We start from the raw sequence: 24,981 nt of genomic DNA, 5'->3' as shown, positions 1-24,981 counted from the left end.
GTTACAGCAACTATCAAGCCAAAGATAAGCCACTGATGTATATAGCAATTACTTTTTAGTAAAATAATTTTTTGTAATAGATTCATTCTTTATATAAAACTTACTCTATCACAGCGTCTTGGTATTTTTTTAGAGTCTGAGCGCAACTTAAAACCAGTACTAATTACGTATTTTATAATTTTTATTTGATTATTTATTCTAAGTATTGTTTTATAACGTTACTGATAACGGAACGGTAAAATAAATATGATGAATAAAATAACCAAGTGCTTAGCAACTTTAGCGCTGTTGAACTGTGTATCAGCGCCCGCTTTTTCAGCTCAATATGAAATCGAAAAAGGTGAAAACTTGTCTAAGTTGGCGCAATACAAAGACGTAACCACCATTAAACGCAATTTCGCAAAACAAATAGCGCTTAATTACAGTGTATTAAACGCTGATCTTAAACAAACGCTAAGCCAATATAAACTGGTTTTGAATGCGGACCAGCTACCGTCTTTAGGCATGCACACACAACAAAATACTCGTTTAGCAAACAGCGCGTTACAACAACTTAAAGGTTTACCACAAAACACCGGTAGTTTGTTACAAGTGCGTTTGGCAAGTGACACAATGCTTAGCGCTTGGCAGCAAGGCGAACGCCCTTTATTTGCATTTGCACCTGCTGGTGACGATACGCAATGGAGCGAAATTGAAGCGTTCGATCAGTATGGTGACATTCATTATCTTAGTGTTGATCAAATGCCGACCCAACCTGTATTTATTGTCGAATTAGATCAACAAAAAGTACAAGATGCGGGTATTGCAGTAATGAGAGGAATTTTATCTGCTAACAAATTCAGTAAAACCACGGTTAGTCCACAAAACCAGTTAAGCAATGAAAAACCTCTGCAAACCAGTGTATTGAAAAAAATACGCTTAGAAGATGACAAAGAACCTTGGATCTCAGGTGGTGCTGAAATTTATGCCATTGTAACGGGTATCGACCCGACACGAGATGAACCAATATTAGATATCGTTGATTTACCGTATTTAGATCATGATCAAACCGATTACAGCCCTAATCAGGTTTTAATTCATTGGCAGCGTTATCGTTGGCAAGCGGTCGATTTACTCTTAATGGAACAAGATGACAACACCAACTATAAAACTCTAGCAATAAAATTATTAGAAATATCAGAGCAAGTAATGGCGAGCATTCCTGATTTACAAGCGCAAGGTTATGCCATTATCCCTAAGCTGACCAATGAACTACTAAAAGCAATGCCGGATGAATGGTTTACTAATAATGACGATTATGTTGATGTTTTTTACACGCTGTTTGAAAACAAAGACTATCAAGAATATAAAGGAGCAAGCAGTAATGCGACCATTACGCTGTCTCCTTTAGAAATTAACCCAAGACTAAACTAAGTCATCCCCATTCGCTTAATTATTATTGCGGATGGTATCACTCCCCCATACTTCAATAGCCACCCATTAGCGCTTTAACGTTAACGGGTGGCTTTATCTTAAACAGCCACTTTTTTGAAAACACGCGTTATATTTAATACCAATCTGCTTGGATATGGGATCTATTTTAACGATAAGAAAATTGCTCTATAACTAGGCAAAATTTTTGATATCTAGTTGTTCTAAATGAAAAATTTTTAACAACGTTATAGGGTGATTTAATTCGTTAAATTGTTCAAATATTTATGCAGGTTGGTATATTACCCTAACCTTGCGCCACTGATTTACGAAAGCGCATTAATGCAACAGTAAAAAACACACTGCCAATAACAACTAACGCTAAAAAGTAAGGCCAAACTACATCCCACCCTGCCCCTCGGTATAAAATTGCTTGAGCAAATTTTACAAAATGCGTTGTTGGCGCCAATAACATAATATTTTGCACCACCTCAGGCATACTTTCTCGCGGCGTAACACCGCCAGAGAGCATTTGTAATGGTAATAAAATTAAGATCATCAATAACCCGAGTTGCGGCATGGTACGCGCCTGCGTCCCTAACAATATACCCAGTGATGTGGTCGCAAATAAATGAATAGCAACGCCAAATAAAAATAAGCCTGGCGAGCCATGAATAGGCACTTGTAACAAACCTTCGATCACAATAAATAATGAAAACGTAGTCAGTAATAAAATCACTAACCCATTGGCCCAAATTTTCGCCATCACTATTTCAAAAGGGCTTAATGGCATCACTAATAAATGCTCTAATGTGCCGTGTTCGCGTTCACGGATCACCGCGGCGCCAGTTAAAATAATCGAAATCATTGTGATCACGTTCATCAATTCCATTACGCTACCAAACCATACGCTTGTCATGTTTGGATTAAACATAATGTGCGCCGATTGCTTTATTGGCAATGAATAAACGGTTCGATAACCTTGCACAAACTCATTTACTTCGCCGTTAATAATGGTTTGAATATAGTTATCACCAATAAATGCTTGCGACATGCGCGTAGCATCTATATTTACTTGAATTGTAGGTTGCTTAGCTGCAAGTACATCACGCTCAAAATAAGGCGGGATATTAAGCACAAAAGTATAACGGCCATTATCCATAGCTGAGTCAACATCGCTTAATGAAATACTGTCTGGCGTTTTAAAGTAAGGCTCATAAAAGGCATCAATAATACGCTTGGATAATTGCGATTGGTCGTGATCAACAACTGCAATTGGTGCATTATTTAACTCTATCGACGTGGCTGAAGCCACTACATAAATCAGCCCAGTAAAAGCAAAAAAAACAAATAGCAGTAAAACCTTATCACGCCATAAACTACGCAACTCTTTAATACCTAAATTAATAATGTTTCCGCGACGTTGCATGGCTATTTGTCCTGCTTTGGAAGTAAAAATACACTGGCCAGAGTCAGCACGGGTATAAAAGCGAATAAAGGCAGTAGCTGGGCTGATAAATCAGAAAAATTAAGCGCTTTATTAAAGACCCCTCGACACGCTTCTAAAAAGTAGGTGGTCGGAAACAATTTGCCAATAATCGCCCCAAACCCTTCCAAGGAAGAAACAGGGTCAATTAGCCCACAAAAGTTAACGGCAATCATCAACACCACCACCGTAGTGGCTGCCAGTGCTGAAATTTGTGTTTTTGTAAAAGCCGAAATTAACAGCCCCACCCCCGTAGTCGCTGTAACGTATAATAATGCAGCCAAACTAAGCGCCCAAAAGCTGCCTTTTAGCGCCACACCAAACACGGTAATAGCAAGTGCGACTAAGCCAAAAAAGCTGATCATACTCACTAAAATGTAAGGCAGCTGTTTGCCAATAATAAATTCCAGCCGGTTAACCGGTGTTACATATAAGTTTATGATTGAACCCAACTCTTTTTCCCGCACTACGCCAAGCGCCATCAATATCGCAGGTATAAATACCAATAGTAGTGGAATAACCGCCGGCACCATGGCCTCAATGCTTTTAAAATCTTGGTTATAACGATATCGAGATTCAATATTAGCTGGCACTAAGTTTGGTACTTGTGCATAAGTGCGTAAAGATAAGTTGGTTAAATAGCTGTAATACACGCCGCTCATATAACCATTAATCGTTTCTGCCCTAAACGGCATAGAACCATCAATCCACACTACAATTTCAGGTTTACGGCCGCGTTTAAATTGCTGAGCAAAGTTAGGTGGAATTTCAACGGCCACGCTTAACTCACCACTGCGCATTCGTTTATCAAGTTCTTGCGGGCTTTTAATATCTGCTTTTTGAATAAAGTAACGCGAACCTGCCATATTTTGAATGTAGTTGCGGCTCTCGGGTGATTGGTCTTGATCTAGTACCGCAAAGCTTAAATCTTCAACATCAAATGTAATGCCATAACCTAAAATAAACAGCAAAATTATCGAGCCCAGCAAAGCAAACGTTAGGCGAATAGGATCGCGCCATAACTCTAGCGTTTCGCGATGCGCATAACCAAATAACCGCAACAAACTAAATGTGGGGTTAGTGTTATTTTTACGAGTAGCGGGCGCTGTAGCCAATGCTTTGGGTTTATCCGTTATCGATGCTTGTATCGCCGAGCTTGCTCCCGCTGCATTTACCGCCTCTTCTAAATATTCAATAAAGGCAGCTTCTAGTGTGTCGGTATTACGCGCTTGGCACAGTGCAGCTGGCGTATCGCTGGCAAGTATTTTACCTGCATGCATTAACGAAATTCTATCGCAACGTGCCGCTTCATCCATAAAGTGAGTCGAAATAAAAATAGTCACGCCTTGTTCGCGCGAAAGCTCTATGAGTAGCTGCCAAAAGTCATCCCTTGCAACGGGGTCTACCCCCGATGTGGGCTCATCAAGTATGAGCATTTCAGGGCTATGTACTACCGCAACAGCAAGCGATAAACGCTGGCGAATACCTAGGGGCAAATCGGTAGGAAAATCGTCACTGTATTTTTTAAGGTTAAACCGAGTAATTAAATCTTTAACGCGCGGCTCTATTTTCTCTGCGGGTAAGTGAAATAAACGCGCATGCAATACCAAGTTTTGCTTCACTGTAAGCTCGTTATAAAGCGAAAACGCTTGTGACATAAAACCAACGCGCTTGCGGCTTTCGATGTTATTGGCATCGACCTTTTCACCAAACAATTTTGCTTCGCCACTGGTTGCCGGTTGTAACCCCGTAAGCATTTTCATTGTGGTAGTTTTTCCACAGCCATTTGAGCCTAAAAAGCCAAAAATTTCACCTTGTTCAATACTCAAGCTCACCTTGTTAACGGCGGTAAAATCGCCAAATGTTTTACATAATCCATTTGCTTCTATAGCGAACTGAGTTGTGTTTAAGTCTTGTTTACGAGGTGGCACAACTAACCGCTGATGATCATGGCGCTTTTCTTCAGGAAGTAATGCTATAAAGGCTTCATCAAGCGATTCTTTATTAGTTTGCGCTTTCAGGTTTTGTGGGCTGCCCGTACCGATTACTTTTCCATCGTCCATAGCAACTAGCCAATCAAAATCATCGGCTTCTTCCATGTAGGCGGTCGCAACCAGTACGCTCATTTGTGTATTTTCAGCACGAATACTGTTTATTAATTGCCAAAATTGACGACGCGATAGCGGATCAACTCCGGTAGTTGGCTCATCTAAAATTAATAATTGAGGGTCATGGATCAGTGCGCAGCACAAACCGAGTTTTTGTTTCATCCCACCAGAGAGCTTTTCTGCGGGGCGATCGGCAAATGCCTCTAAGCCTGTACTTTTTAAAAGGTTATTAATTCGTTGTTTTCGCTCGGCTTTATTTTGAGAAAATAGACGACCAAAAAAATCTATATTTTCAAACACAGAAAGTGTTGGATACACATTTTTGCCAAGCCCTTGAGGCATGTAAGCAATGCGTGGCTGCACCGTATTACGAAAACCACTGCTGCGCATATTGCCGTTTAATACCTCAACCTCTCCCACTTGAATCGCCCTTGCCCCCGCTATAAGTGCCAGCAAGCTTGATTTTCCTACGCCATCAGGGCCTATAAACCCGACCATTTTCCCGGCAGGTAATGAAATACTAATGTTGTCCAGCACGCGATTATTAGCATAGCGATGGCTCACCTTAGTAAGCGTAACCACACTTTCACGTGGTGGCTGTTGAATGTTTTTATCGTCGTTATCCATTATTCAGGTACTCGTACCTGTAATGACGTAGGCCAATTTTTTTCAGGCGCTAACAACACATAAGCAAGCCCTGGCACCCCTGTTTTTACTTGTTTGATATGGTCTTTTAATAACTGCGAGTCGAGTTTTACCTTAACTCTAAACATCAGTTTATCGCGCTCGTTTCGGGTTTCTACCGATTTAGGGGTAAATTGCGCCTGTGCAGACACAAACGTCACTTTAGCCGGTAATGTATACTCGGCAACAGCATCAATAACAATGCGTGCTTGTGAGCCTATTGTTACCTTGCCTGCTTGCGCTGTTGGTAAATATATACTCATATAAACATCGGTTAAATCCAATAACGATAAAACCTTGCCACCACTGCCAAGCACTTCGCCAGGCTCAGCTAATCGATACAATATGCGTCCATTGATTGGTGCTGTGAGCGTGCTGTCGGCTATGTTGCTTTGTAATCGCTCAATACGTGCCTGCGCTGCTTCTATTTCAGCATCCGACTGCACAACTTTTACGTTTGCCGCGGTTAAAGCAGCTTGCGCAATAGCAGAGGTGGTTCGTTGTTGATCTACCACTTCTTTTGAAATATGGCCTTTTTCTAATAATTTTGCAGAGCGGCGCAATTCAGTTTGTGCAAAATTAAGCTCACTTTTATGCTGCTCTACAATCGCTAATGCGTATTTACGAGACTCATTGGCAACACGAAGCCCCGCCTGAGCTTCACGTAACTGTGCATTTAAATCATCAGTATCAATAACCGCTAACGTTTGACCCGCTTTGACCATATCGCCTTCTTGCACCATAACGTCAACTAAGCGGCCCGGTAGTTTTGTAGCAATATCGTACTCGGTTGCTTCAATTCGGCCATTTCCATAGGCAACACTGTCAGGGAGTTGTTCAGCAAATGATGTAGGTTGCAAGGTTTGCCAAGCATACCAGCCAGCCCCGCCCACAATGACCAAAACAGCGAGTTTACTCAAAGATTTGAACGTTGATTTAATTGTCATGTGCTAAAACTCCATGTATGTAAAAGTAATGTAAGTGAGGGTAGTTAAGGTAAAAATTGTTAGGATACAGCACGCTAATTGTTATATGAAAGCAACCCTGCTTTGTAAGTACAACAAGGGTAGTTGTAATAAGTGATTTAAACGAACTTAAAAATCCACCGTCACTAATTTACCACTCTCACCGTTAATAAAGATGATGTAGATCAATATAAATTAGAGTTAATGCACTAATTACTGCTGATTTTTTAAAACAGCAGGATAAAAGAAAGGGAAAACATCAAGGCACCTACTGAGCGCCTTAATACTAATTATGTCAGCGGCAGATTAGCTTACAATTTATAGTAACAAAACCCGCTACGACCTTAATGCTAAGCTAATCAATACCACGCCATGATCGGTGCTTAAATCATCACGCTCAAATTCAGGGTTAATTAAATGACGATCGTAAGTATGGTACTGGCTCACCTCAAAAAAGCTGTCGTCGTAACTTGAGTCAAACTCGCAAGATAGCAAAATGTAGTCAAGCACTGAGCTTCTCGCGCCAAAATAATGGGTAGGCTTTCGCTTTAAATCCACTGTATTTTCATTATTTTGATTAGCCAAATTTAATTGCGACTTTGCAAATAACTGCCATGCGTCGTTAAGGCAATATTTTACAAGGTAAGTTTTACTGTCAAACGTGGGGGCAAAGCGCAGTGTATTTGTTAGTAAATGGCTTAAAACGCCATCGGCTAAGTCGTTGTTAAAATCGCCCATTAAAACCATTGGGTTTTGTGTAGATTCGCGGCGCGCAATGATGTCCATCATCAGTAATGTGGCTTCACTGCCGCGCTGAATAGTTGAGCCCCAACTCCCTGCTATATCGGCTTTTAATAACTCAATAATGTTTTTTTCGGGTGTGAGGTCTTTGTTTTGCTCATCAAGCTCTATCATTGAGCGCTTAGACTTAAAATGCACCACATAACAATCCGTGTTGCCGATATGCGGTAAGGTTATTGTAGCTCTAAGCACCTTTCGGCTAAATGTAAAATCCTCAGTTAAACCAAGGGTTTCAGCAAACTCATGGTCATGCTCAACAGTTGCCACTTCAACGATGGGGTATTTAGCAGCAAGCGCTACTACAGGGCGTTTGTAAATAAAGTCGTCGATTACCTGGGGCTCATCTACCACGGCAAAGTACGCATAACCTTGCTCTTTAACTAATTCTTTAAGCGACTCAATACTAAATACTTCTTGAAAACCAATCACATCAGGCTGATGCTCGGTTAAGTAATTAATAAGCCAACGCTGCTTTTTAGCCCACTGCTCTGCGGTGTATATGCGTTCAAATTCATAATAGGCATTAGGCGGCTCAAGGTAATTAAACAAGTTAAAAGTGGCAATTTTAAGAATCGTATCAGTAATAACCGAATCGTCTGCTGTGGTGTTTAAAGGTGTTTTAGTGTGTGATTCAAGGTTGCTGATAAGGCTGCCCTACTTAAAATATGAAAAACGATTATAGCGGGTTATCGCTATAGTAATCTAATCGGTGAAAATTTTTCAATATCAAATTCATAGTGTTAATTTACACTAACTTATCATTTTTTAAGGCACACGGTCATTATGGATTACTCAAACTTCGGCACTAAATTTACTCAACCTAATGGTATTACTCAGTTAATGGAAGATTTAGGCGATGCTAAAAACAGTAATAATCCAAATATTGTTATGCTCGGTGGTGGTAATCCGGCCTTAGTGCCTGAGGTTAATAATATTTTTATCAATGAGTTACAAAAGCTTGTTGCTAATAATACACTTTCCAACGTATTTGGACTTTACGATGGCCCAACAGGTAATGATGCATTTCGTGCAGCTCTGGCCAAGCAACTAAAAAGTGAATACTCATGGGATTTAACCGCAAATAATATAGCGCTTGGTAATGGCAGCCAAGCCAATTTTTTTGTGTTATTTAATCTGTTAGCTGGCAGTATGCCTGATGGAAGCCATAAAAAGATTTTATTTCCGCTGGCACCTGAATATGTAGGCTATGCAGATCAAGGCTTAACTGACGATATGTTTGTAGCAATAAAGCCCGATATCGAAATTTTAAATACTGAAAGTGGCTCAAACCAATTTAAATATATCATTAATTTTAAAGCTGTTGAGCAAGTATTAGCAAGCGACAGCAGCATTAGCGCACTGTGTATGTCTCGCCCGACTAACCCTACAGGCAATGTCATTACTGATGAAGAAGTACATCATCTCGATTTATTGGCTAAGCAATATAATATCCCACTGATCATTGATAACGCCTACGGCGACCCATTCCCTGGGTGTATTTATACCGATGTAAACTTAACCTGGAACTCAAACATTATTTTATGCATGTCGCTTTCAAAGCTTGGCCTACCGGGGTTGCGAACCGGTATTGTAGTGGCTAACAATGACATAATTAAAGCCATTGGCCGTGTAAATGGCAGTATGGTTTTATCGCCTAACAGTTTTGGCCCAAGTTTAGTAACACGCCTAATTAATGAAGATGAACTCCTCCCGCTGTGTAAAAATTCAGTGCTGCCTTTTTATCGAGAAAAAGCACAAACAGCAATGAACTTGTTTGATGAAATATTTGCCCACCTCCCCGTTTACTTACACAAAGTAGAAGGCGCATTTTTTATGTGGCTGTGGTTTAAAGAGGCAAAAATAACCAGCGAACAACTTTACCAAAAGCTTAAAGAGCAGGATGTTTATATTATTCCCGGGCATAATTTTTTTATTGGTATTGATGATGCTTGGGCACACAAACACCAGTGCATTCGCATTAATTATGCAACCGATGCCAACACTTTGCGAAAAGGCTTAGAGGCCATTAAAGCCGTGATGGCATGAATGGAGTGATATTGTGTGGGGCATTCAAACCCTTTGCGTGAATACAGTGCGTGCAAAGCGTTTATAGTGCCTATAGTTATTGGCATAAACCTGTAAACAATTTAAGGTTATTCAGTCATCCTCTAAGCCGTTAAATAAGCCCTAAACTGAGGTAAGCGGTTATTACTGTTATTTATTGATTGTATTAATTTTGTGCAAACGCGCCACACCCCCTTTAAATTTATATATAAGTTGGTATGCTACGCGACCTTTTTTAACATATGATTATCATCAAAAAAGGGTTTGCCAAGGGGCGGCTATCGCTGCAAGGCACTTAATATAAGTGGCAGCAATAATACAGGCATCGCGTTATAAAACGTTAGATGTAACTTTAAATAGCAATATACAAAAGTACTATTAAGGTCAATTATGCGATTAGGACCAGGACTACTCGTCACCGCTGCCTTCATTGGACCAGGGACTATTACGACTGCCAGCGTGGCAGGTGCAAACTTTGGTTTTGCACTAATATGGACATTACTGTTTTCAGTTATTGCCACCATATTATTACAATCTATGGCGGCGCGCCTTGGCGTAGCCACCGGGCAAGATTTAGCGCAAGCGCTAAGAGCTCACATTGAAACGCCCCTATTTAAATCTCTCGCTATATTTTTAGTGATCAGCGCCATTGGAGTAGGCAGTGCCGCCTATGAAGCTGGCAACCTTAGCGGTGCCAGCATGGGATTAATTGAAATATTCCCTCATGTTAATGCCCAGCTTTGGACGCCACTCATTGCATTTTTAAGTGCGGTGTTACTTTACAGCGGTAAACACAAAGTCGTTGAAAACGCGCTTATTTTATTAGTGATTTTAATGAGCCTAGTGTTTATCTCTACGTTAGTTATGGCTGCTCCCTCGCTGAGTGATGTGTTAGCAGGGTTTATTCCTAGTATGCCTGAGGGTTCAATTACCACCGTATTGGCATTAGTGGGCACCACCATAGTGCCGTATAACTTATTTTTACACTCAGGTGTTTTAGCTGCAAGACACGACAGCAAAAGTGATAAGCAAAAAGTCATTAAGCAAACTAATGTAGATACGGGTGTGTCTATCACCTTAGGTGGCGTGATCACGCTGGCTATTTTATCAACCGCGTCAGTGGCATTTTATGGCACAGATGCAGGGCAAATTAGCGCTGCCAACATGGCGGTACAACTTGAGCCATTACTTGGCGATGCTGCCCATTACTTTTTTGCTATTGGCTTATTTGCAGCAGGTTTAACCAGCGCAATAACAGCCCCTCTTGCCGGTGCGTATGCAGTATGTGGCATGTTAGGTTGGTCAAATAAAATGGATAACACCCGCTTTAAAAGTGTCGCCATTGTTATTTTATTATTTGGTGCAGCCGTGGCGTCTCTGGGTTTAGACCCTGTTGCCGTGATAATTTTTGCCCAAGCAGCTAATGGACTATTACTGCCTATTGTAACCACCTACCTAGTGTGGCTGGTTAACCAAAAAACAGTAATGGGCAAATACACCAACTCAATGTTGGTAAACTTACTTACTTTACCGGTGTTAGTGCTTATTTTTGGCTTAAGTGGTTACAAGCTGTTTAGTTTGATTTTTTGATACGTTTGCGAGTCTTTCCACCTTGTTAACTGCTCATTTTTTCAATGCTATACATCACCCACATTGCGAGTACTGCGATGAAGTTAATTGTAAAAACACTTCCTCGCAGCCTGATGTTTGAAGTGAATATTTGAACACCACTGTGCAACACTCGCCCAGCGATAAAGACCCAAGCTAGCAAATAATAAGCTGAACTAATTGTTGAATCAGTAGAAATTAAAAGCACACAAACCAGATGAAAAAATACCGGCCACTCGAATTGGTTGCTCAAATTAGCGCTGAGTTTTGGCTGTATAGATTGAAATGGATTAGAGCCATCCGCTCTTTTACCAAGCCCCCATACACTTGGGGCTCTGGCAATAGTGAGCAAACCATATAGCACAACACACAAAAATCACGTGCGCGAACATGGGCAAAAATATAGTATTCATTTCACACTGAGTCCTTTAAAGTAATCTAACCTTCGCTAAAACAAGCTTCTTCAACATAGAATAAAAACAGTCAATTGTACGCTATTGTCAATTACTAGGCTTAAGAGAGTAGCTGTTATACGGCAACTATTACTGAGCCTATACTATTGGCAAAACCACCCACCTTTACGCTGTTTATTATTGAATTGTTAGACTCAACTGATGCTGTAATTATTGAATGGCAATTCATAGCCCTACCTTGTTCAAAAACATATTCACTTCCTAACTCAGTAAGGTGCTCGGTAAGGTAACATGCTAAAGCCCCACAAGAGCTTCCTGTTGCTGACTCTTCAGAAATACCAAACAAAGGAGCAAAGTTACGGCAGCTGGCTGTATGTTTACTTTGCACTTCACAAAGCTCAAAAACATGAAAGCCAACAAGGTTATGCTGTTTGCAAAAATCAGCGATACGTTCATCGTTTGGCTCTATTGCATCTAAATAGCCATGAGGAACAGCAATAATGACATCGGCTAGTCCTGTTGAAATAGCTTCAATAGGTAAGTTTGTGCTTTCAAGTATATCACTTTCAATACCTATCACATGGGCAATTTCTTGATATGAAAAACCAGCTATTTTTTCAGGTAACTGCTGATCCATGACAACCTTACCATTTGGTTCAATACTCACTGATAACATGCCAGCCTTGGTGCGCTGAACATAAGTGCCCGCAGTAAGCATACCTTCTTGGAACATAGTAGAAAAAGTAGCTAACGTAGCATGGCCACAAAAATCAACTTCTGCTGTTGTAGTAAAAAAAAGACACCTCAAAATCAGCTTCATTATCACTAGCAACAAAAGCCGTTTCTGAATACCCAACAGCTTGGGCAATTTTTAATTTTTGAGCATCTGTGAACCTGTCAGCATTAAACACAACACCAGCAGGGTTGCCACCTTTGCCATTTACTGTAAACGCACTTACCAAAGCAACTTCAATATCCACCTGTACCTACTCCCTCTATAACGAGCCTTAAAAGTGACTCGTTTTATTTATCTTTTAATCCATCAACCATAGCCGAGTTGCTATTTTGATTCAATGGTTTAGCTGTTCTGGCAGGATCATCAGACTTAACTCTTTATCCATGAAAGACCTCAACGTTAGCTTTATCAACGAGACTGCGATGTATAAACTTTAAAAATGGAGTTCCCTAGTTTAGCGATCACCTCATTGCGTTCTTTCATTGAGACCTCAGTTTGCGCTATATAGATGCTAATTATGATCGGTGATTGATGTTCACTCCATACTACAGCTGTAATGCTTCGAGCACCAAAGCCACCAGCTCCGGAACGATCGGCTATGTTCCAACCTTCAGGCAACACTGAGCGCAACAAGTTACCAGTTACTTGGTTATTGACCATCCATGCTTTTAACTTTTCTTGGCTCATTGGAGAAAGTGTTGAGCCGAATAATAGTTCATTTAAAGTGTTTGCTATTGATTTAGGAGTCGTTGTATCCCTTAAGTCTCCTGGTATTCCTTCATTTAACTCGGGCTCAAAACGGTCTAAGCGAGTTTTTTCATCCCCTGTGTGCCTTACAAAATCAGTTATGCTTTCTGTGCCCCCTACTGCATTTATGATGATGTTTGCCGCGGTATTATCACTTGTTTTCATGGTTGCAGAGCACACATCATCGAGGGTTATTGCTTGTCCTACATACTTTTCTATAACCGGAGAATACGTCACAAGATCTGTCTTTTTAATTTTGACTGTACTATTAAGATTAATATCCCCTTGCTCAGAGTCATACAATAACTTTGCACAAGCAATTGTTTTAAAAGTACTTGTCAAAGGGAAGCGTTCATCACCTTTGTAATCCCAGTATTCTCCATTTTTAGTATCAAGAACCGTTACCCCTATCCGGCCCGAAAGCGTCACTTCGATTAACCTAGCTTCTTGCTCCACTTGTTGAAATTTTGGGCTATGTGAAAATGCCACAAATGGTATTAAAAGCAAAATAACCAATAAAGAATTCATCTATTTAATCCCATGATTCTGATTAACCAGCATTTTATATCAAAGCATCTGTGACAACAAAAAAGCTAAAGCTTGACCTACATGATAAATTTAACGGGGTCAGAGCAAGCAGCTTAAAACTTAAAGCTTTCCCTTTCAAAACTCCACCAACCTCTCATACAATCCTGATGCCCTGCTGACTGATTTATTCATTGCCATTAACAACACTTTTTTATCAGCCACCAGCTCGAAAGTGTTTTTAGCACGGGTAATGCCGGTGTAGACTAACTGGCGGTTGATGCCGGCAGTTGCTTGGTTTTGTGGTGGCAGTACCATAGCCGTATAGGCAAACTCGGAGCCTTGTGATTTATGAATAGTCATTACATAAACTGTGTCATGGGCTGGTAGTCTGGCTGGTGAAAATGCCCGTTGATTGCCCTGCTCGTCAATAAATATGGCTTTGAGCTGGGCACTGTCGTCGTGCATTAAAATCCCAATATCTCCATTAAATAGTTTTAGCTGATAATCGTTTTGCGCAATCATAATCGGCATGCCCAAATAATGCCGCTGATTTGAGTTTACATTAATCAATCCTTGCTGGCTTAATTGCGTTTCAATGCGTTTATTTAAACTATGAACGCCATAATCGCCTTCGCGTACTGCGGCTAACAACTGGTAACTGGCAAAAGCTTTATGTATGTCTTGTACGCTCGCGTGTTGTTTAATTAAATTAAGATACTGAGCGTATTTACTGGCGGCGCTTTGTACTAGTTTATCAATCGGTTTACTTACAATGTCATAGTCTAAAATAACGTCTTTAAATTGGCCGCTGCTCAGCTCTTGCTCTACATAATTGAGCTTGCCGCTGTTATTGGTATTAACCGCTAATGCTAATTGACCTATGCCGCTGTCGGCTGTGAAACGGTAACTGTGCTGTAAAAACGCGATACAGTCGGCCAGTTTGAATTGACTATTACCTGCGACTAATTTGCGCTGGTTATTAAAGCATAAGCTGTTTAGTTCAGCGCAACGCGCCTCTGAATAACTTGGTGTTTGGCCAAGCACTAAACCTTGGCATAAATCGCTCATTACACTGCCGGTATCAACCGAGGCAAGCTGGTCTTTGTCACCGAGTAATATAAGTCGCGCATGCTCTGGTAAGGCCTCAATTAGTTTAGCCATCAGCGATAAATCAACCATCGACGCTTCATCAATGATCAATACATCTAAATGCAATGGATTACTGCGGTTATGCCTAAACTTATTAGTAAACGGTTTTACCCCCAGTAACCGGTGAATCGTTTGCGCGCTTTCTGGGATCAGCGGCGTAATAGCAGCGCTTATTTTATCTTTTAACTGTTGTTTTGCCCCAAGGATTGATTCACTTAATCGCGCAGCGGCTTTGCCTGTCGGTGCCACCAACTTAATACTCAGTGGGGCATTTTGATAAAGCGATTGTAAAATTGCTAGTAGCTTAGTCACGGTCGTGGTTTTACCTGTTCCTGGGCCACCGGTAATAACGCTAAAGCCTTTGGTTGCTGCCATCGCACAGGCAACCTTTTGCCAATCGAGCCCTTGCTCTGGTGCATCTTGTTCGGGGAAATAGTCACAAAGTAACTGAGTTAACTTATCGCTATCAATATCGAGCTTACGCTCACTCATTAACAACAATCTTGATGCCAGTGTTTGCTCATAACCGCTTAGACGTGCAAAATAAAGTCGTTGTTCAAGTAACTGTAACGGTTTAGTCTCCCCGACACTAGGATGGTTTTGCAAGCAATTAATTGCCTCTGCGGTGGTAAATGTGTCGTTAAACGGGCTGAGTGTGTCAGGAATTATGCCCGCTAGTTTGGTAAAATCACTTTGGCGTAAATTAAACGGATTACGCCAATCTACCTGCGCTAAATCTAAACAGCTGTGCTGACTTTGCTGCGATAAACAGAGTAATAAAAGCAGTGAATAAACGTCGTTTGGTTGTTGAGTTTGCTCACTGCTACACAGTAATTCTGCCAGTTTTATATCAACCATTCGTAGCCGGTTTTCGCTAAGTAGGTAATCAAATAATGGCACTATTTGTACGTCGTTCGTCGCTGCTGTTGCAATGGCTGTATTGGTATCTAACACGCTCATAGCATTGCTCCTTGGCTATTTTCGGTTGCCTCATCTATGCTTTGGGCAACACTGCCTTGACTAAAAAGCCCATCTAAAATAATAACTTGCTCGGCGGTCAACTTTTTAAAGTACACACCTTTTCCATCTGCCATACCACGTAAAAAGGTGTAATATACGCCACCTAAATGCTGCTCAATGCTGTAATTGTTGATCCGTTGTTTTAATAACCGATGCAATGCCACGGTGTAAATTAGATACTGTAAATGGTACTGGTGGCTACTCATAGCTTGCTCTAAATGCTCTTGCTCATAATCAGTTGGCTGGTTGCCTAAAAAGTTAGACTTATAATCCAAAATAAAATACTGCTCGTTATGACAAAATATTAAATCGACAAACCCTTTTAATAAGCCTTTTACATCATAAAAATCGAGCCTACTTTGATTAAAACCAAAGTGCTTAATCAATGTTTCATTCAAGCCTTTTGCCGTTAAACTGGTAATTGGCAGATTAAACTCCATTTCAACCAAACAATCCCGTGGCGTTAATTTACTTAAGCTTAAACCGTTTTCATTCAATGGGCAGTTTAACGCGGCAAGCACCCATTGCTCAGTTGTCTCTTGCCATTGCTCACTAATATGGTATTTGTTTAAGCTGCGCTCAACTACCACGCTTAGGTTTTGCTCATGGTTTGTGGGGTGCTGCTCTGGGCTGGTGAAATCCAATTGCTCAAAAATCTCGTGTAAACAACTACCCGGTTTTGCCCCCTTGGGAAAGCTATAAGGTGAGCGAATATCGTCTTGTTGCGTGGCAAACTCATCTTTTTGATGATCTTCGTCGCTGCGCCCAGGTTCTAAATGCTCGCTATGACTTTTAAAACTCAGCGCACTAAAACTGGTGATGCGCCAATCACGTTCAATTTTAACTTTAACCTTATTAACACTCACACTGTGACTTTGTGTTTGGCTTGATTGCAGTGATAATGCACCCTGCTGAGATAACTCTTCGCTAGTAAACTGTTGATAGCTCATGGCTGGTTTGTCAGCACAAAACTCTTGTAAATGCGTGCGCCACACTAAACTACTGGTGATATCAAGTCCTGCAAATAATACATGCCCTAAGGAGCTACTTTGAATTGCCAACCGACTACTTTGTCCTTGGCCTAGGTTATACATACCAATTGCGCAGTAATGAACGGCGCGAGTGAGTGCAACATACAATAACCGTAGATCTTCAGCTAGGCGTTCTTGCTCCGCTTTTTGTAACGCATCATCGTTTTTACTGAGATCGTAAATCAGCTGGCCATCCTGATGATACAACGCATCTTTCGTTTCACGATAACCGCTGGCAAATGGCATAAATACCAGCGGGTATTCAAGCCCTTTTGAAGCATGCATAGTGACTATTTTTACCAAATTGGCATCACTCTCAAGGCGTACTTGCACGGTTTCACCATCTTGTTGACTTACTTGCTGCGCAAACCAACGTAATAACCGTAAAGTACCCTCTAGCTCGATTTGTTTTTGCTGTAGGATCTCGCCTAAATGACGAAAATCGGTCAGCCAACGTTCAACGTTGTAACCCAACCCTTGCCATTTCGCGCTTAATTGATTGTGACTGAGTAAGTGCTCAAGCATTGCCATTGCACCTTGTTTGTACCAAATAGAGCTCAGGTAAGCAAAAAAGTTAAGATGCTCTTGCCACTGTGCTTCATCATCAGCCAAGGCATAAATGTCATTATAACTTAAGCAAAATAGTGGCCCAGCTAACACGCCTCGCAACAATGATTCGTTGTATTGGCCATGTAAAGCCGATAAAAAATTAAGTAAATGATGGCTCAGCTCTTGGCTAAATACACTCTCACGGGATAAGTACACGCTCGCAATTTTGGCATCACTGAGGGCTTTTTTCATAATTTGCGCTTCAACCCGATCACGCACCAAAATACAAATATCTGCCGCCGTGACTGGCTTATTCGCAATACACGCACGCCCTTGCTGTGCTTGCTCAAGTAAGATCACTATTTTATTGGCAAAATAGCTAGCTAAATGTTGCTGGCCAATGCCTTTATTAGTTGGTTTATTTTTTTCATCTGCGGCGCTATCTGCAAACACACAAAACTCAAAGGCGGTGGCAGGTTGGCCATCTATTAAAAACGATTTATCGGCTTTTTTACCTTGTGCCGCCACGCGATTAAACGGGATCGCATCGTTATAAATAAAGCTGTTATCGTGTTTACTAAACAGTGCATTGACGCTTGCAACCACATCGCTACTGGAACGAAAGTTAGTACCAAGGGTAAATTGCTGCTCCTTTGCCACTTCGTGTTTAGCACCAATGTACGTAAAAATATCCGCGCCCCTAAAACCGTAAATAGCTTGTTTAGGGTCGCCTATCATGGCAAGCGTGGTGTTTTCTTGGCTATAAATTTTACTAAAAATACCGTACTGAATGGGATCAGTATCTTGAAACTCATCAATCATCGCTACCGGGAACAACTGCGCTATTTTTTCTGCCAGTGCTGCGCCTTGCTCTGTATTGAGTGCACTGTGCAAATTAGTTAATAAATCATCAGGAGTTATAACGCTTTGCTCTTGCTTGCGTTTTACAATGGCTTGTTTAACCCAACTTGCCGCATGTTGCACAATAGCGATTGCCAAGCCTTGATTAACAGTGTTAACAAGCTTAGCCATTTCATCAAACTGGCTAAGCATTACATGACTAAACAAAGGCTGATTTTTTTTATAATTAGCTTCGTCACTGAGGTTTTCAGTACTCCATATTTCATAAGAGTACTTGTTTGTACCAAACTCAAAAAATAGCTCATCACCTTTACAAAATGCCTCAAGCGCTGCAAGGCTACCTTTACGTGCAGGTGTTTTGGCACCACTTAAGCCAGAGCTTTTTACAGCTGCAATAAATTCGCTATCAAGGCAGGCTTTTTTAAAGCTCGCGACTTTACCAAGATATAGCTCGCGTGCTTGCCACACATCATCTAGTTTTATTTGCGGAGTAACCAGCGCATTGCCTTTATTAAGTATGTTGGCCACTTTACTAAATAACGCTTCAGGGGCAGCAAATACCTCTAAAATTGCATCGGTTTTTTCTTTATTGAGTGGATATACAAACACTCGCCAAAAATCTTTAATGGTTTCAAGCAAGATCTCCCGTTGATCTAAAATAAACTCCAAATTAAACGCCACACCAGACTCAAACGCATGCTGTTTTAACATTCGTTGGCAAAAACCATGAATGGTGAATATTGCTGCTTCATCCATCGATTTAGCGGCGGCATCGAGCAAATCAAATGCACGGTGTTTATCATCGATTGTGGCGATCACAGCATTGATCAGCTCATCCTCTGTTGCTTGGCCAAGCAGTGCATCACGTGCTGCTATAATACGAGTGCGCACACGGTCTTTAATTTCTTGGGTGGCGGCATCGGTAAACGTAACGACCAATATTTGTTCAACACTCAACGGAGTATTTACGGGCGATGAGTGTTGTTGCGCGATTTGCATGCCGAGTAAATAACGTAAATATAAACCTGTAATAGTATAAGTTTTACCGGTGCCTGCACTGGCTTCAATGAGACTTTGCCCAATAAGCGGCATCGTAAGTGGATTAAGCGCTTGCATGGTCACTCTCCTTTGCATGTGCAAATAACGGCGCAAGTAGCATATCGCTCCAGCGTATAAATTCCTCTTGGCACTCATTCAACGATTGCGTTGTTAAGCGAATATAGGGGTTCTCGCCCTCGCCTCGGCCAATATATTGTGGGCTAAATTTGCTCATTGCTTTGCCAATATCGCCACCACTTTTTACGTATTCATAGCCACTCACAGGAAAAAACGCTACGGGTTCTTTAAGTAGCGCGTTATATAAAGTAAACCAATCTTGCAACAGTGCTTGGGCATCTGCTTTATCCAAAGCTGCAAAAGTGATTTGTTTATCAAGCCCAAGTAATACAGTTTCTACATGTTGATCCACGCACTGCGCAACAAGGTGATATATAAAGCCCTTGATGAGATCTTTTGCCTTGATACTGGCACTACGATAAAACACTTGTTTGTGCTGATAAAGATGATTTAACCAGCCTTCAAGCTCAGTACTGTTGTTATCACTGTGAAGTGTTAGCGCAACTTCAATCGGTTCATTTTTGCCGCCCTTGATGTGCTCTTTAACTTGCCCTGCCAGTGCATCAACCCGGTGCTGCATTTTCTCAAAGATCAAATCTCCAACATGCGCCTGCGGTAACTCGCCTCGTTGCAGTATTTGCTCACGACTAAGGGGCTGCTCAAAAATAGCCGCTTCGAGTATTTCGTCGAGATAAAAATAACGCTGCAGTGCGTCTAAACTAAATGGCTCTTCATCTTTAGCTACTTCGTTAAATTGTGCTAAACGCAACCCTAAACTTTGCTGATAAAAACTCTCTTGTGCATTGCATACGCTGCGGATAAACATATCCAGCTCAAGATGTTCAGGTGCGCTGACCTCAAGCGCCGTCAGTGGCTCTGGGATTATCGCCTGAGCGGGTAACCAAATTGGATTATAACTGTGATTGGATTGCAGCGTATTAGTGGTATCTGCCTGATAATTTAGGCTATTAAAAGGCTGTAAATGCTGTTTATTGATCAAACACTCAGGCAAGGTTTGCTCACTTGGCTCAGCAAATTTGAAACTGCGGCCAATGTATTCTAGTAATTCACTCACTAAGGTTGATGGCATACGCGGTTGATTATCAAAACATGAACGGCCAATATAGCTCATGTATAAGTTATCACGGGCACTGAGCAGCGCTTCTAAAAATAAGTAACGGTCATCTAATTTGCGCGATCGGTCACCTTTTTGCTTTTTCGAATAAGGCACTAAATCAAAACCAATCGGCTGCACAGTTCGTGGGTAATCGGCATCGTTAAGCCCTAACATACACACCACTTTAAATGGCACAGCACGCATTGGCATTAGCGTACAAAAGTTCACTTGGCCGACTAAAAAGCGTTGCCCTACACCTTTTTCTTGAATGCCTTGTTTAATTAAATAACTCACAATACGCTGTGACACTACTTGCGTGTAATCGCCATTATCATGGTGCTTTTGCAGCTCTTCGAGCACCTTTTGCAGTACCAGTAAATCCCAGCTATCGTCGCTTTCGCTCTCGTAAATAGCCGTTAATAGTTCACTCAGGATAAGGGTTTTATTAGTTAGCGTGTCGTCTGGGGTGAGCCTGTGTTTAAAGTGTTGCAATACATCAATAAAATGCACTAATTTATTGAGTGTATCAAGTGCCATCCCTTCCACTTCATCAGCGCTATATATGCCATTAAACGGGCATTGTTCATCACGTTGGGCAATACCTAACAATAAGCGGTTTAAGCCATGTTGCCAGGTATTTAATTCTATCGCGGGTAAATCAAAGCTATGCTTATGCTCGGCGTTTATTCCCCACTTGACGCCAACACGCTCAAGCCAATATTGAATTTGCTCATATTCGTGCGCTTCAACACTAAACTTTTCAGCTATTTGCGTCACTTGCAGTAAATCAAGGATATCTGACACACCAAAGCGCGAAAACGGCAGATCAGCTAAGCTTGCAAACGAACTCAGTACCGGTTTTTCTTGCTCAATGGCTAGATCGGCTAACGCATAGGGAATAAAACGGTTACCCTGCGCACCACCAAATACCGCTTCGATGTAAGGGCTATAAGTGCCAACATCCGGCATCATTACTATAATATCTTTTGCGGTGAGTGCGGGGTTTTGATTAAATAAATTAAGTAAGTAATCGTGCAAACGCTCAACTTCTCTAAGTGGAGTATGGCAATCACTTAGAGCAATGCTGGTATCGGTAGCGCTTATTGCAAGCTTACCTTCATCGTTTATAAACCATTCTTTATTGTCAGTAAGGGATTCACCTTTAAACGCTAACTGGTAAATTTCGCTTTGAATTTGACCAAGTAAACTGTCGTCAAACACATCAATAAAGCCATCAATCCAGCTTGCGTCACGCTGTACCAGTTGTTCAAAGTAATCACGGCCTAATTTACCCCACGATGATAACAACGGATTACCAATAAAATAGTAGTCTTGCTCTGGCTCACTTTGCTTTTTTTGCTGCGCTTCCAGCAATGGCATTTTGGCGTATTTAGCCGTTATTTTAGCTGCAGTTTTTTCATCAATTAAATCCCCCCAATAATGTTCGCTGGGATTAAAAAAGAATAAAAACACCTCAGTTTTTTTACTTAATGCATCAAACACATCAAGTTGCGAACTGGCAATGGCTGAAATACCAAATAAACTGATCCGCTTTGGTAATAAGCTACTGTCCATTTTATCAAGCGCGGCTAATAACTGCCCTTGCATATTGGCGCGATGAAACTGACTTTGCCCAAGCACTTGACTATGCGCTACTATTTTTCGCCACAGATCAGGCTGCCACGGCGCGATACTAATATCTACATCATCTAATTTATCAGTGCCGCTGTCCCATGTGGCTATCCAGTGCGGACGGTACATTAAATATTGGTCATATACATCGGCTATTTTTTCACATAAAGCAAAGGTTTTTTGACCGTCAGTATCACCTGCTAGGTAGGTTTTAAGGGGTAAATATAACGGTTCATCAATGCAGTTTGGTAAAATAGCAAATAACTTCCAAGCAAGATTAGGTTTATTAAACGCCGACTCTTTGGGTACATTCGGTAATAGCTGCTGGTATAACTGCCAAATGAAACTCGACGGCAGTGGAAAATCTACCTGTGCTGCCACCCCCAAACTTTCACTTAAACCAATTTTCAGCCACTGCGACATACCCGGAGATTGCACCAACACCACTTCTTTATCAAACGGGCTGCTTAATGGGTTTACTTTTAAAAGCTGATGAAACTGCGCTTGCAGGGCTTCCATACGGTTAGATTGAATAATATTGAGCATAGCGACACTGTTCTTGCTTGAGATAAAAACAGTGTAAGATATTTTCAATTATAGGGGTAGCCATTGTCGCTAATTGGCATTAATAAATCAGCGAGTTAGCACAATAATTAACTCACTTTTTATACGCACAGTATAGCTACTGTGCGTTTTATTTTCTGAGGGAGTCATTATTTATATGGGCTAATACTTGATAAGCTAAATTGGCTTTGCATGATCACATCGCCATCAATGCCTTTTAGCTGGAGTGAAATAGCTGGATCTGTTTGTTGCCAATCAATGCTTAAATCACCGTAATTAACGTCATGTGTGAACTTCCCCACGCGGTGTTTATTAGGACTAACGTTTTTCCATTTTTCAGTAAGGCCTGAGCTGGTCATTTCAATCAGTGGATAATCAAGGTTTTGTTCATACCTTGATATCTCACCCCAATGTGTGTCACCACTGATAATTACCACGCCGTTTACTTTGTGTTTTTTAATTAACGCAAATAAACGGTTTCTATCCTCCGGAAAATTAGCCCATGACTCCCAGCCGGTAAAGTCAGGCAGTAACTGTAAGCTCGAAGCAATCAGTTTAATTGCAGCAGGCTTTTTAAGCTCTTGTTCAAGCCATTGCCACTGCGCCTCACCTAACATCGATGCGCCTTTTACTTCACTTGGGCTATAAGGCCCTTGATTATTCGCTTTACGCTCAGTCTTGTATTGTGTTTCACTAACGTGGTTAAGTGCATCGCGGTTCCAACGCAGATCAGGCATGATCACTTGTATCGTGTGCTCACCTTCACCATACATATACGAGGTATAAATCCCATCGGCACGTGTGCGACGCACTGAACCCGGTGGCTCTTGCCAAAAGTCGAGCATAATTTCCCGAGACTGTTCTTTATGTGGGTACTCTTTACCTGCATCATTTTGGCCAAAATCATGATCATCCCACATGGCAATAAGGGGAGTCTGTGCTTTTAACGTTTTAAAGCCGGGCTTAGCGCCTAAGCGCTGATATTTATCGGCAAGTACGCGCATATCGTTGGTGTCGCCGTAGATGTTATCACCCAAAAAGATAAACAAATCTGCCTGCTCTTTATTGATCGCGTCAAAAATCGGAATATCTTTATCTTGATGCCCACATGAGCCAAACAGTATTTTTTGTGGCGTTAGTTTTTGCGGTGTACTTAATACTGAAAAACTCGCAACAATGCTTACCAATGCGGCCGCTTTAATTAAATGCTTCATTTTAAAATCTCATTAATTGCATCCGCCATAGCGGGATTAAGCTGCTTAGGGTTTTCGCCAAGTACGGTTAAAATCGTTGCCGCAACTTGTGCTTGTTTGAGCTCTGTTGTTGTTTTTAATAAACCTTGCGGTTTAATATCTGGGCCAATTGCAGCTAACCAAATATGCTCAGAGCCAATAATTCCCTCAGGAAAAGCTTTACGACCTTGCTCCGATTTTGCCATTGCTTGTTTTGAACTATGATGCTGCCAATCATTAGCGTTACTGCCACGGCCATGATCCGTGGTGATAATAAGCGTTGTGTTATTTTTATAGCCAGGTGTAGTCTGAATGGTTTGCCATAAATCTTTGATAAAAGCGTCACTTTGTTTAGCCGACTGCAAATAGTGATCGTAATGACCATCATGGGCAAAATCATCGGTTTCACCTAAGCTGATCACTAATAACTTAGGCTTTTTTGCCAGCATATAAGCTTTGGCAAAACGATATGTAAAACTGTCTAAACGCACATTATGCCAAGGACTTGGGATCTCCTGTTGTAAAGCATTTAATAGTGGCGCATCGGCAAATAAGTCTGCCTCAATTGGCATAAAACCCGCATTTACATATACGTCGCTGCGTTTGGTATTAACAATAAACGGAAATACATCCCAACTACCAAATAAGGCGGTTTTATTTTTATAGTCAGCGCGTTGCTCTAATCGCTCTAAAATAGTTTTATTTGGATTTGGCGTTTTATCATTACTGTTAATTGCCTCATCAACACTGCCAGTTAAGATCTCACTGTAGCCTGGGTATGAAAAATACCACGGGTTACTCACCGACATTGTTGAACCATTCTCTCTATCGCCAATTAACACACCGTGTTGAGCAATCGTATTGCTAATAAATGGCATTAACTGAGCTTGTCGGGCGTGTTTGTCATCGCGCCAAAACTGTTGTTTCAATTGCTCAGGCTGTTTAACAAAATCGGGATTTGCTAACAATTTTTGATCGGCGCCGTTAAATACCTCTTGCCAACGCACTCCATCAAGCGTCACAAGCACGACATTATCACTGGCTTTGACAATATGACTTACCATTAATGTACAGCCTATTACGGCCAGTTTAGCTATTGCTTTCATAGTATTCCTATCAATAAAAACCCATCAACAAGGATGGGTTTTGGTTATTATTTT

Annotated in this window: 16 protein-coding genes; 3 read left to right on the top strand and 13 right to left on the bottom strand. The window is 41.2% G+C overall.

Annotated features, from left to right (window positions below; translation table 11 throughout):
- The first annotated feature begins 246 nt into the window (after positions 1 to 246).
- Complete coding sequence (locus tag H5232_RS08850) at positions 247 to 1,413, top strand: DUF3103 family protein (protein WP_182830793.1); 1,167 nt, start codon at positions 247 to 249, stop codon at positions 1,411 to 1,413.
- Between the two features lie 304 nt (positions 1,414 to 1,717).
- Here H5232_RS08850 and H5232_RS08845 read toward each other — a convergent pair whose 3' ends face one another.
- The 4 genes from H5232_RS08845 to H5232_RS08830 all read right to left on the bottom strand — a co-directional run bounded on the left by H5232_RS08845 (position 1,718) and on the right by H5232_RS08830 (position 8,003).
- Entirely contained in the window at positions 1,718 to 2,839 is a 1,122-nt protein-coding gene (locus H5232_RS08845; RefSeq protein ID WP_182739625.1) for an ABC transporter permease, read from the bottom strand.
- Positions 2,840 to 2,841: 2 nt separating this feature from the next.
- Positions 2,842 to 5,631, bottom strand: coding sequence for a ribosome-associated ATPase/putative transporter RbbA (gene rbbA, locus H5232_RS08840; protein WP_182830792.1), 2,790 nt, complete (start codon positions 5,629 to 5,631; stop codon positions 2,842 to 2,844).
- Entirely contained in the window at positions 5,631 to 6,635 is a 1,005-nt protein-coding gene (locus tag H5232_RS08835; RefSeq protein WP_128583623.1) for an HlyD family secretion protein, read from the bottom strand. The genes rbbA and H5232_RS08835 overlap by 1 nt, the downstream gene beginning before the upstream one ends.
- A 354-nt stretch (positions 6,636 to 6,989) precedes the next feature.
- Entirely contained in the window at positions 6,990 to 8,003 is a 1,014-nt protein-coding gene (locus H5232_RS08830; protein ID WP_182830791.1) for an endonuclease/exonuclease/phosphatase family protein, read from the bottom strand.
- Between the two features lie 234 nt (positions 8,004 to 8,237).
- Here H5232_RS08830 and H5232_RS08825 point away from each other — a divergent pair, with 234 nt between their 5' ends.
- Both H5232_RS08825 and H5232_RS08820 read left to right on the top strand, forming a co-directional pair.
- Positions 8,238 to 9,500, top strand: coding sequence for a valine--pyruvate transaminase (locus H5232_RS08825; protein WP_182830790.1), 1,263 nt, complete (start codon positions 8,238 to 8,240; stop codon positions 9,498 to 9,500).
- A gap of 408 nt (positions 9,501 to 9,908) precedes the next feature.
- On the top strand, positions 9,909 to 11,108 hold the full coding sequence (locus tag H5232_RS08820) for an Nramp family divalent metal transporter (protein WP_013464769.1): 1,200 nt from the start codon (positions 9,909 to 9,911) through the stop codon (positions 11,106 to 11,108).
- 25 nt (positions 11,109 to 11,133) lie between these two features.
- Here the strand turns inward: H5232_RS08820 and H5232_RS24185 are convergent, their stop codons facing one another.
- The 9 genes from H5232_RS24185 to H5232_RS08780 all read right to left on the bottom strand — a co-directional run bounded on the left by H5232_RS24185 (position 11,134) and on the right by H5232_RS08780 (position 24,927).
- Positions 11,134 to 11,490, bottom strand: a complete 357-nt coding sequence (locus tag H5232_RS24185; protein WP_310736870.1) for an MAPEG family protein — start codon at positions 11,488 to 11,490, stop codon at positions 11,134 to 11,136.
- A gap of 164 nt (positions 11,491 to 11,654) precedes the next feature.
- Positions 11,655 to 12,347 (bottom strand): PhzF family phenazine biosynthesis protein, encoded by a 693-nt coding sequence (locus H5232_RS08810; RefSeq protein WP_259400119.1) that lies wholly within the window; start codon positions 12,345 to 12,347, stop codon positions 11,655 to 11,657.
- Positions 12,310 to 12,519, bottom strand: a complete 210-nt coding sequence (locus H5232_RS24180) for a PhzF family phenazine biosynthesis protein (RefSeq protein ID WP_310736869.1) — start codon at positions 12,517 to 12,519, stop codon at positions 12,310 to 12,312. The genes H5232_RS08810 and H5232_RS24180 overlap by 38 nt, the downstream gene beginning before the upstream one ends.
- A gap of 164 nt (positions 12,520 to 12,683) precedes the next feature.
- The gene (gene blaCARB / locus H5232_RS08805; RefSeq protein WP_182734283.1) at positions 12,684 to 13,550 is read right to left on the bottom strand and encodes a CARB/PSE/RTG family carbenicillin-hydrolyzing class A beta-lactamase; all 867 of its coding nucleotides are present in this window, start codon (positions 13,548 to 13,550) and stop codon (positions 12,684 to 12,686) included.
- Positions 13,551 to 13,685: 135 nt separating this feature from the next.
- On the bottom strand, positions 13,686 to 15,659 hold the full coding sequence (gene recD, locus H5232_RS08800) for an exodeoxyribonuclease V subunit alpha (protein WP_182717394.1): 1,974 nt from the start codon (positions 15,657 to 15,659) through the stop codon (positions 13,686 to 13,688).
- A complete protein-coding gene (recB, locus tag H5232_RS08795) occupies positions 15,656 to 19,276 on the bottom strand; it encodes an exodeoxyribonuclease V subunit beta (RefSeq protein WP_182739630.1) in 3,621 nt (1,206 codons plus the stop codon). Before recB ends, recD begins: the two co-directional genes overlap by 4 nt.
- Complete coding sequence (recC, locus tag H5232_RS08790) at positions 19,263 to 22,571, bottom strand: exodeoxyribonuclease V subunit gamma (RefSeq protein WP_182830789.1); 3,309 nt, start codon at positions 22,569 to 22,571, stop codon at positions 19,263 to 19,265. The genes recB and recC overlap by 14 nt, the downstream gene beginning before the upstream one ends.
- 167 nt (positions 22,572 to 22,738) lie before the next feature.
- Positions 22,739 to 23,803: an alkaline phosphatase D family protein gene (locus tag H5232_RS08785; RefSeq protein WP_182717391.1), complete on the bottom strand. Its 1,065-nt coding sequence runs from the start codon at positions 23,801 to 23,803 to the stop codon at positions 22,739 to 22,741.
- Complete coding sequence (locus H5232_RS08780) at positions 23,800 to 24,927, bottom strand: alkaline phosphatase family protein (RefSeq protein ID WP_182717390.1); 1,128 nt, start codon at positions 24,925 to 24,927, stop codon at positions 23,800 to 23,802. Before H5232_RS08780 ends, H5232_RS08785 begins: the two co-directional genes overlap by 4 nt.
- Between the last annotated feature and the right edge of the window lie 54 nt (positions 24,928 to 24,981).

Origin of the sequence: Pseudoalteromonas sp. SG41-5 (assembly GCF_014164495.1) — a bacterium.
GTDB lineage: Bacteria > Pseudomonadota > Gammaproteobacteria > Enterobacterales > Alteromonadaceae > Pseudoalteromonas > Pseudoalteromonas rhizosphaerae.
This window is presented reverse-complemented; position numbering and strand designations above follow the sequence as displayed.

What these genes read in the sequence shown, in the direction of transcription:
- H5232_RS08850 (WP_182830793.1), top strand. Translation starts at nt 247, where the DNA reads ATGATGAATAAAATAACCAAGTGCTTAGCAACTTTAGCGCTGTTGAAC.
- H5232_RS08845 (WP_182739625.1), bottom strand. Translation starts at nt 2,839, where the DNA reads ATGCAACGTCGCGGAAACATTATTAATTTAGGTATTAAAGAGTTGCGT.
- rbbA (WP_182830792.1), bottom strand. Translation starts at nt 5,631, where the DNA reads ATGGATAACGACGATAAAAACATTCAACAGCCACCACGTGAAAGTGTG.
- H5232_RS08835 (WP_128583623.1), bottom strand. Translation starts at nt 6,635, where the DNA reads ATGACAATTAAATCAACGTTCAAATCTTTGAGTAAACTCGCTGTTTTG.
- H5232_RS08825 (WP_182830790.1), top strand. Translation starts at nt 8,238, where the DNA reads ATGGATTACTCAAACTTCGGCACTAAATTTACTCAACCTAATGGTATT.
- H5232_RS08820 (WP_013464769.1), top strand. Translation starts at nt 9,909, where the DNA reads ATGCGATTAGGACCAGGACTACTCGTCACCGCTGCCTTCATTGGACCA.
- blaCARB (WP_182734283.1), bottom strand. Translation starts at nt 13,550, where the DNA reads ATGAATTCTTTATTGGTTATTTTGCTTTTAATACCATTTGTGGCATTT.
- recD (WP_182717394.1), bottom strand. Translation starts at nt 15,659, where the DNA reads ATGAGCGTGTTAGATACCAATACAGCCATTGCAACAGCAGCGACGAAC.
- recB (WP_182739630.1), bottom strand. Translation starts at nt 19,276, where the DNA reads ATGCAAGCGCTTAATCCACTTACGATGCCGCTTATTGGGCAAAGTCTC.
- recC (WP_182830789.1), bottom strand. Translation starts at nt 22,571, where the DNA reads ATGCTCAATATTATTCAATCTAACCGTATGGAAGCCCTGCAAGCGCAG.
- H5232_RS08785 (WP_182717391.1), bottom strand. Translation starts at nt 23,803, where the DNA reads ATGAAGCATTTAATTAAAGCGGCCGCATTGGTAAGCATTGTTGCGAGT.
- H5232_RS08780 (WP_182717390.1), bottom strand. Translation starts at nt 24,927, where the DNA reads ATGAAAGCAATAGCTAAACTGGCCGTAATAGGCTGTACATTAATGGTA.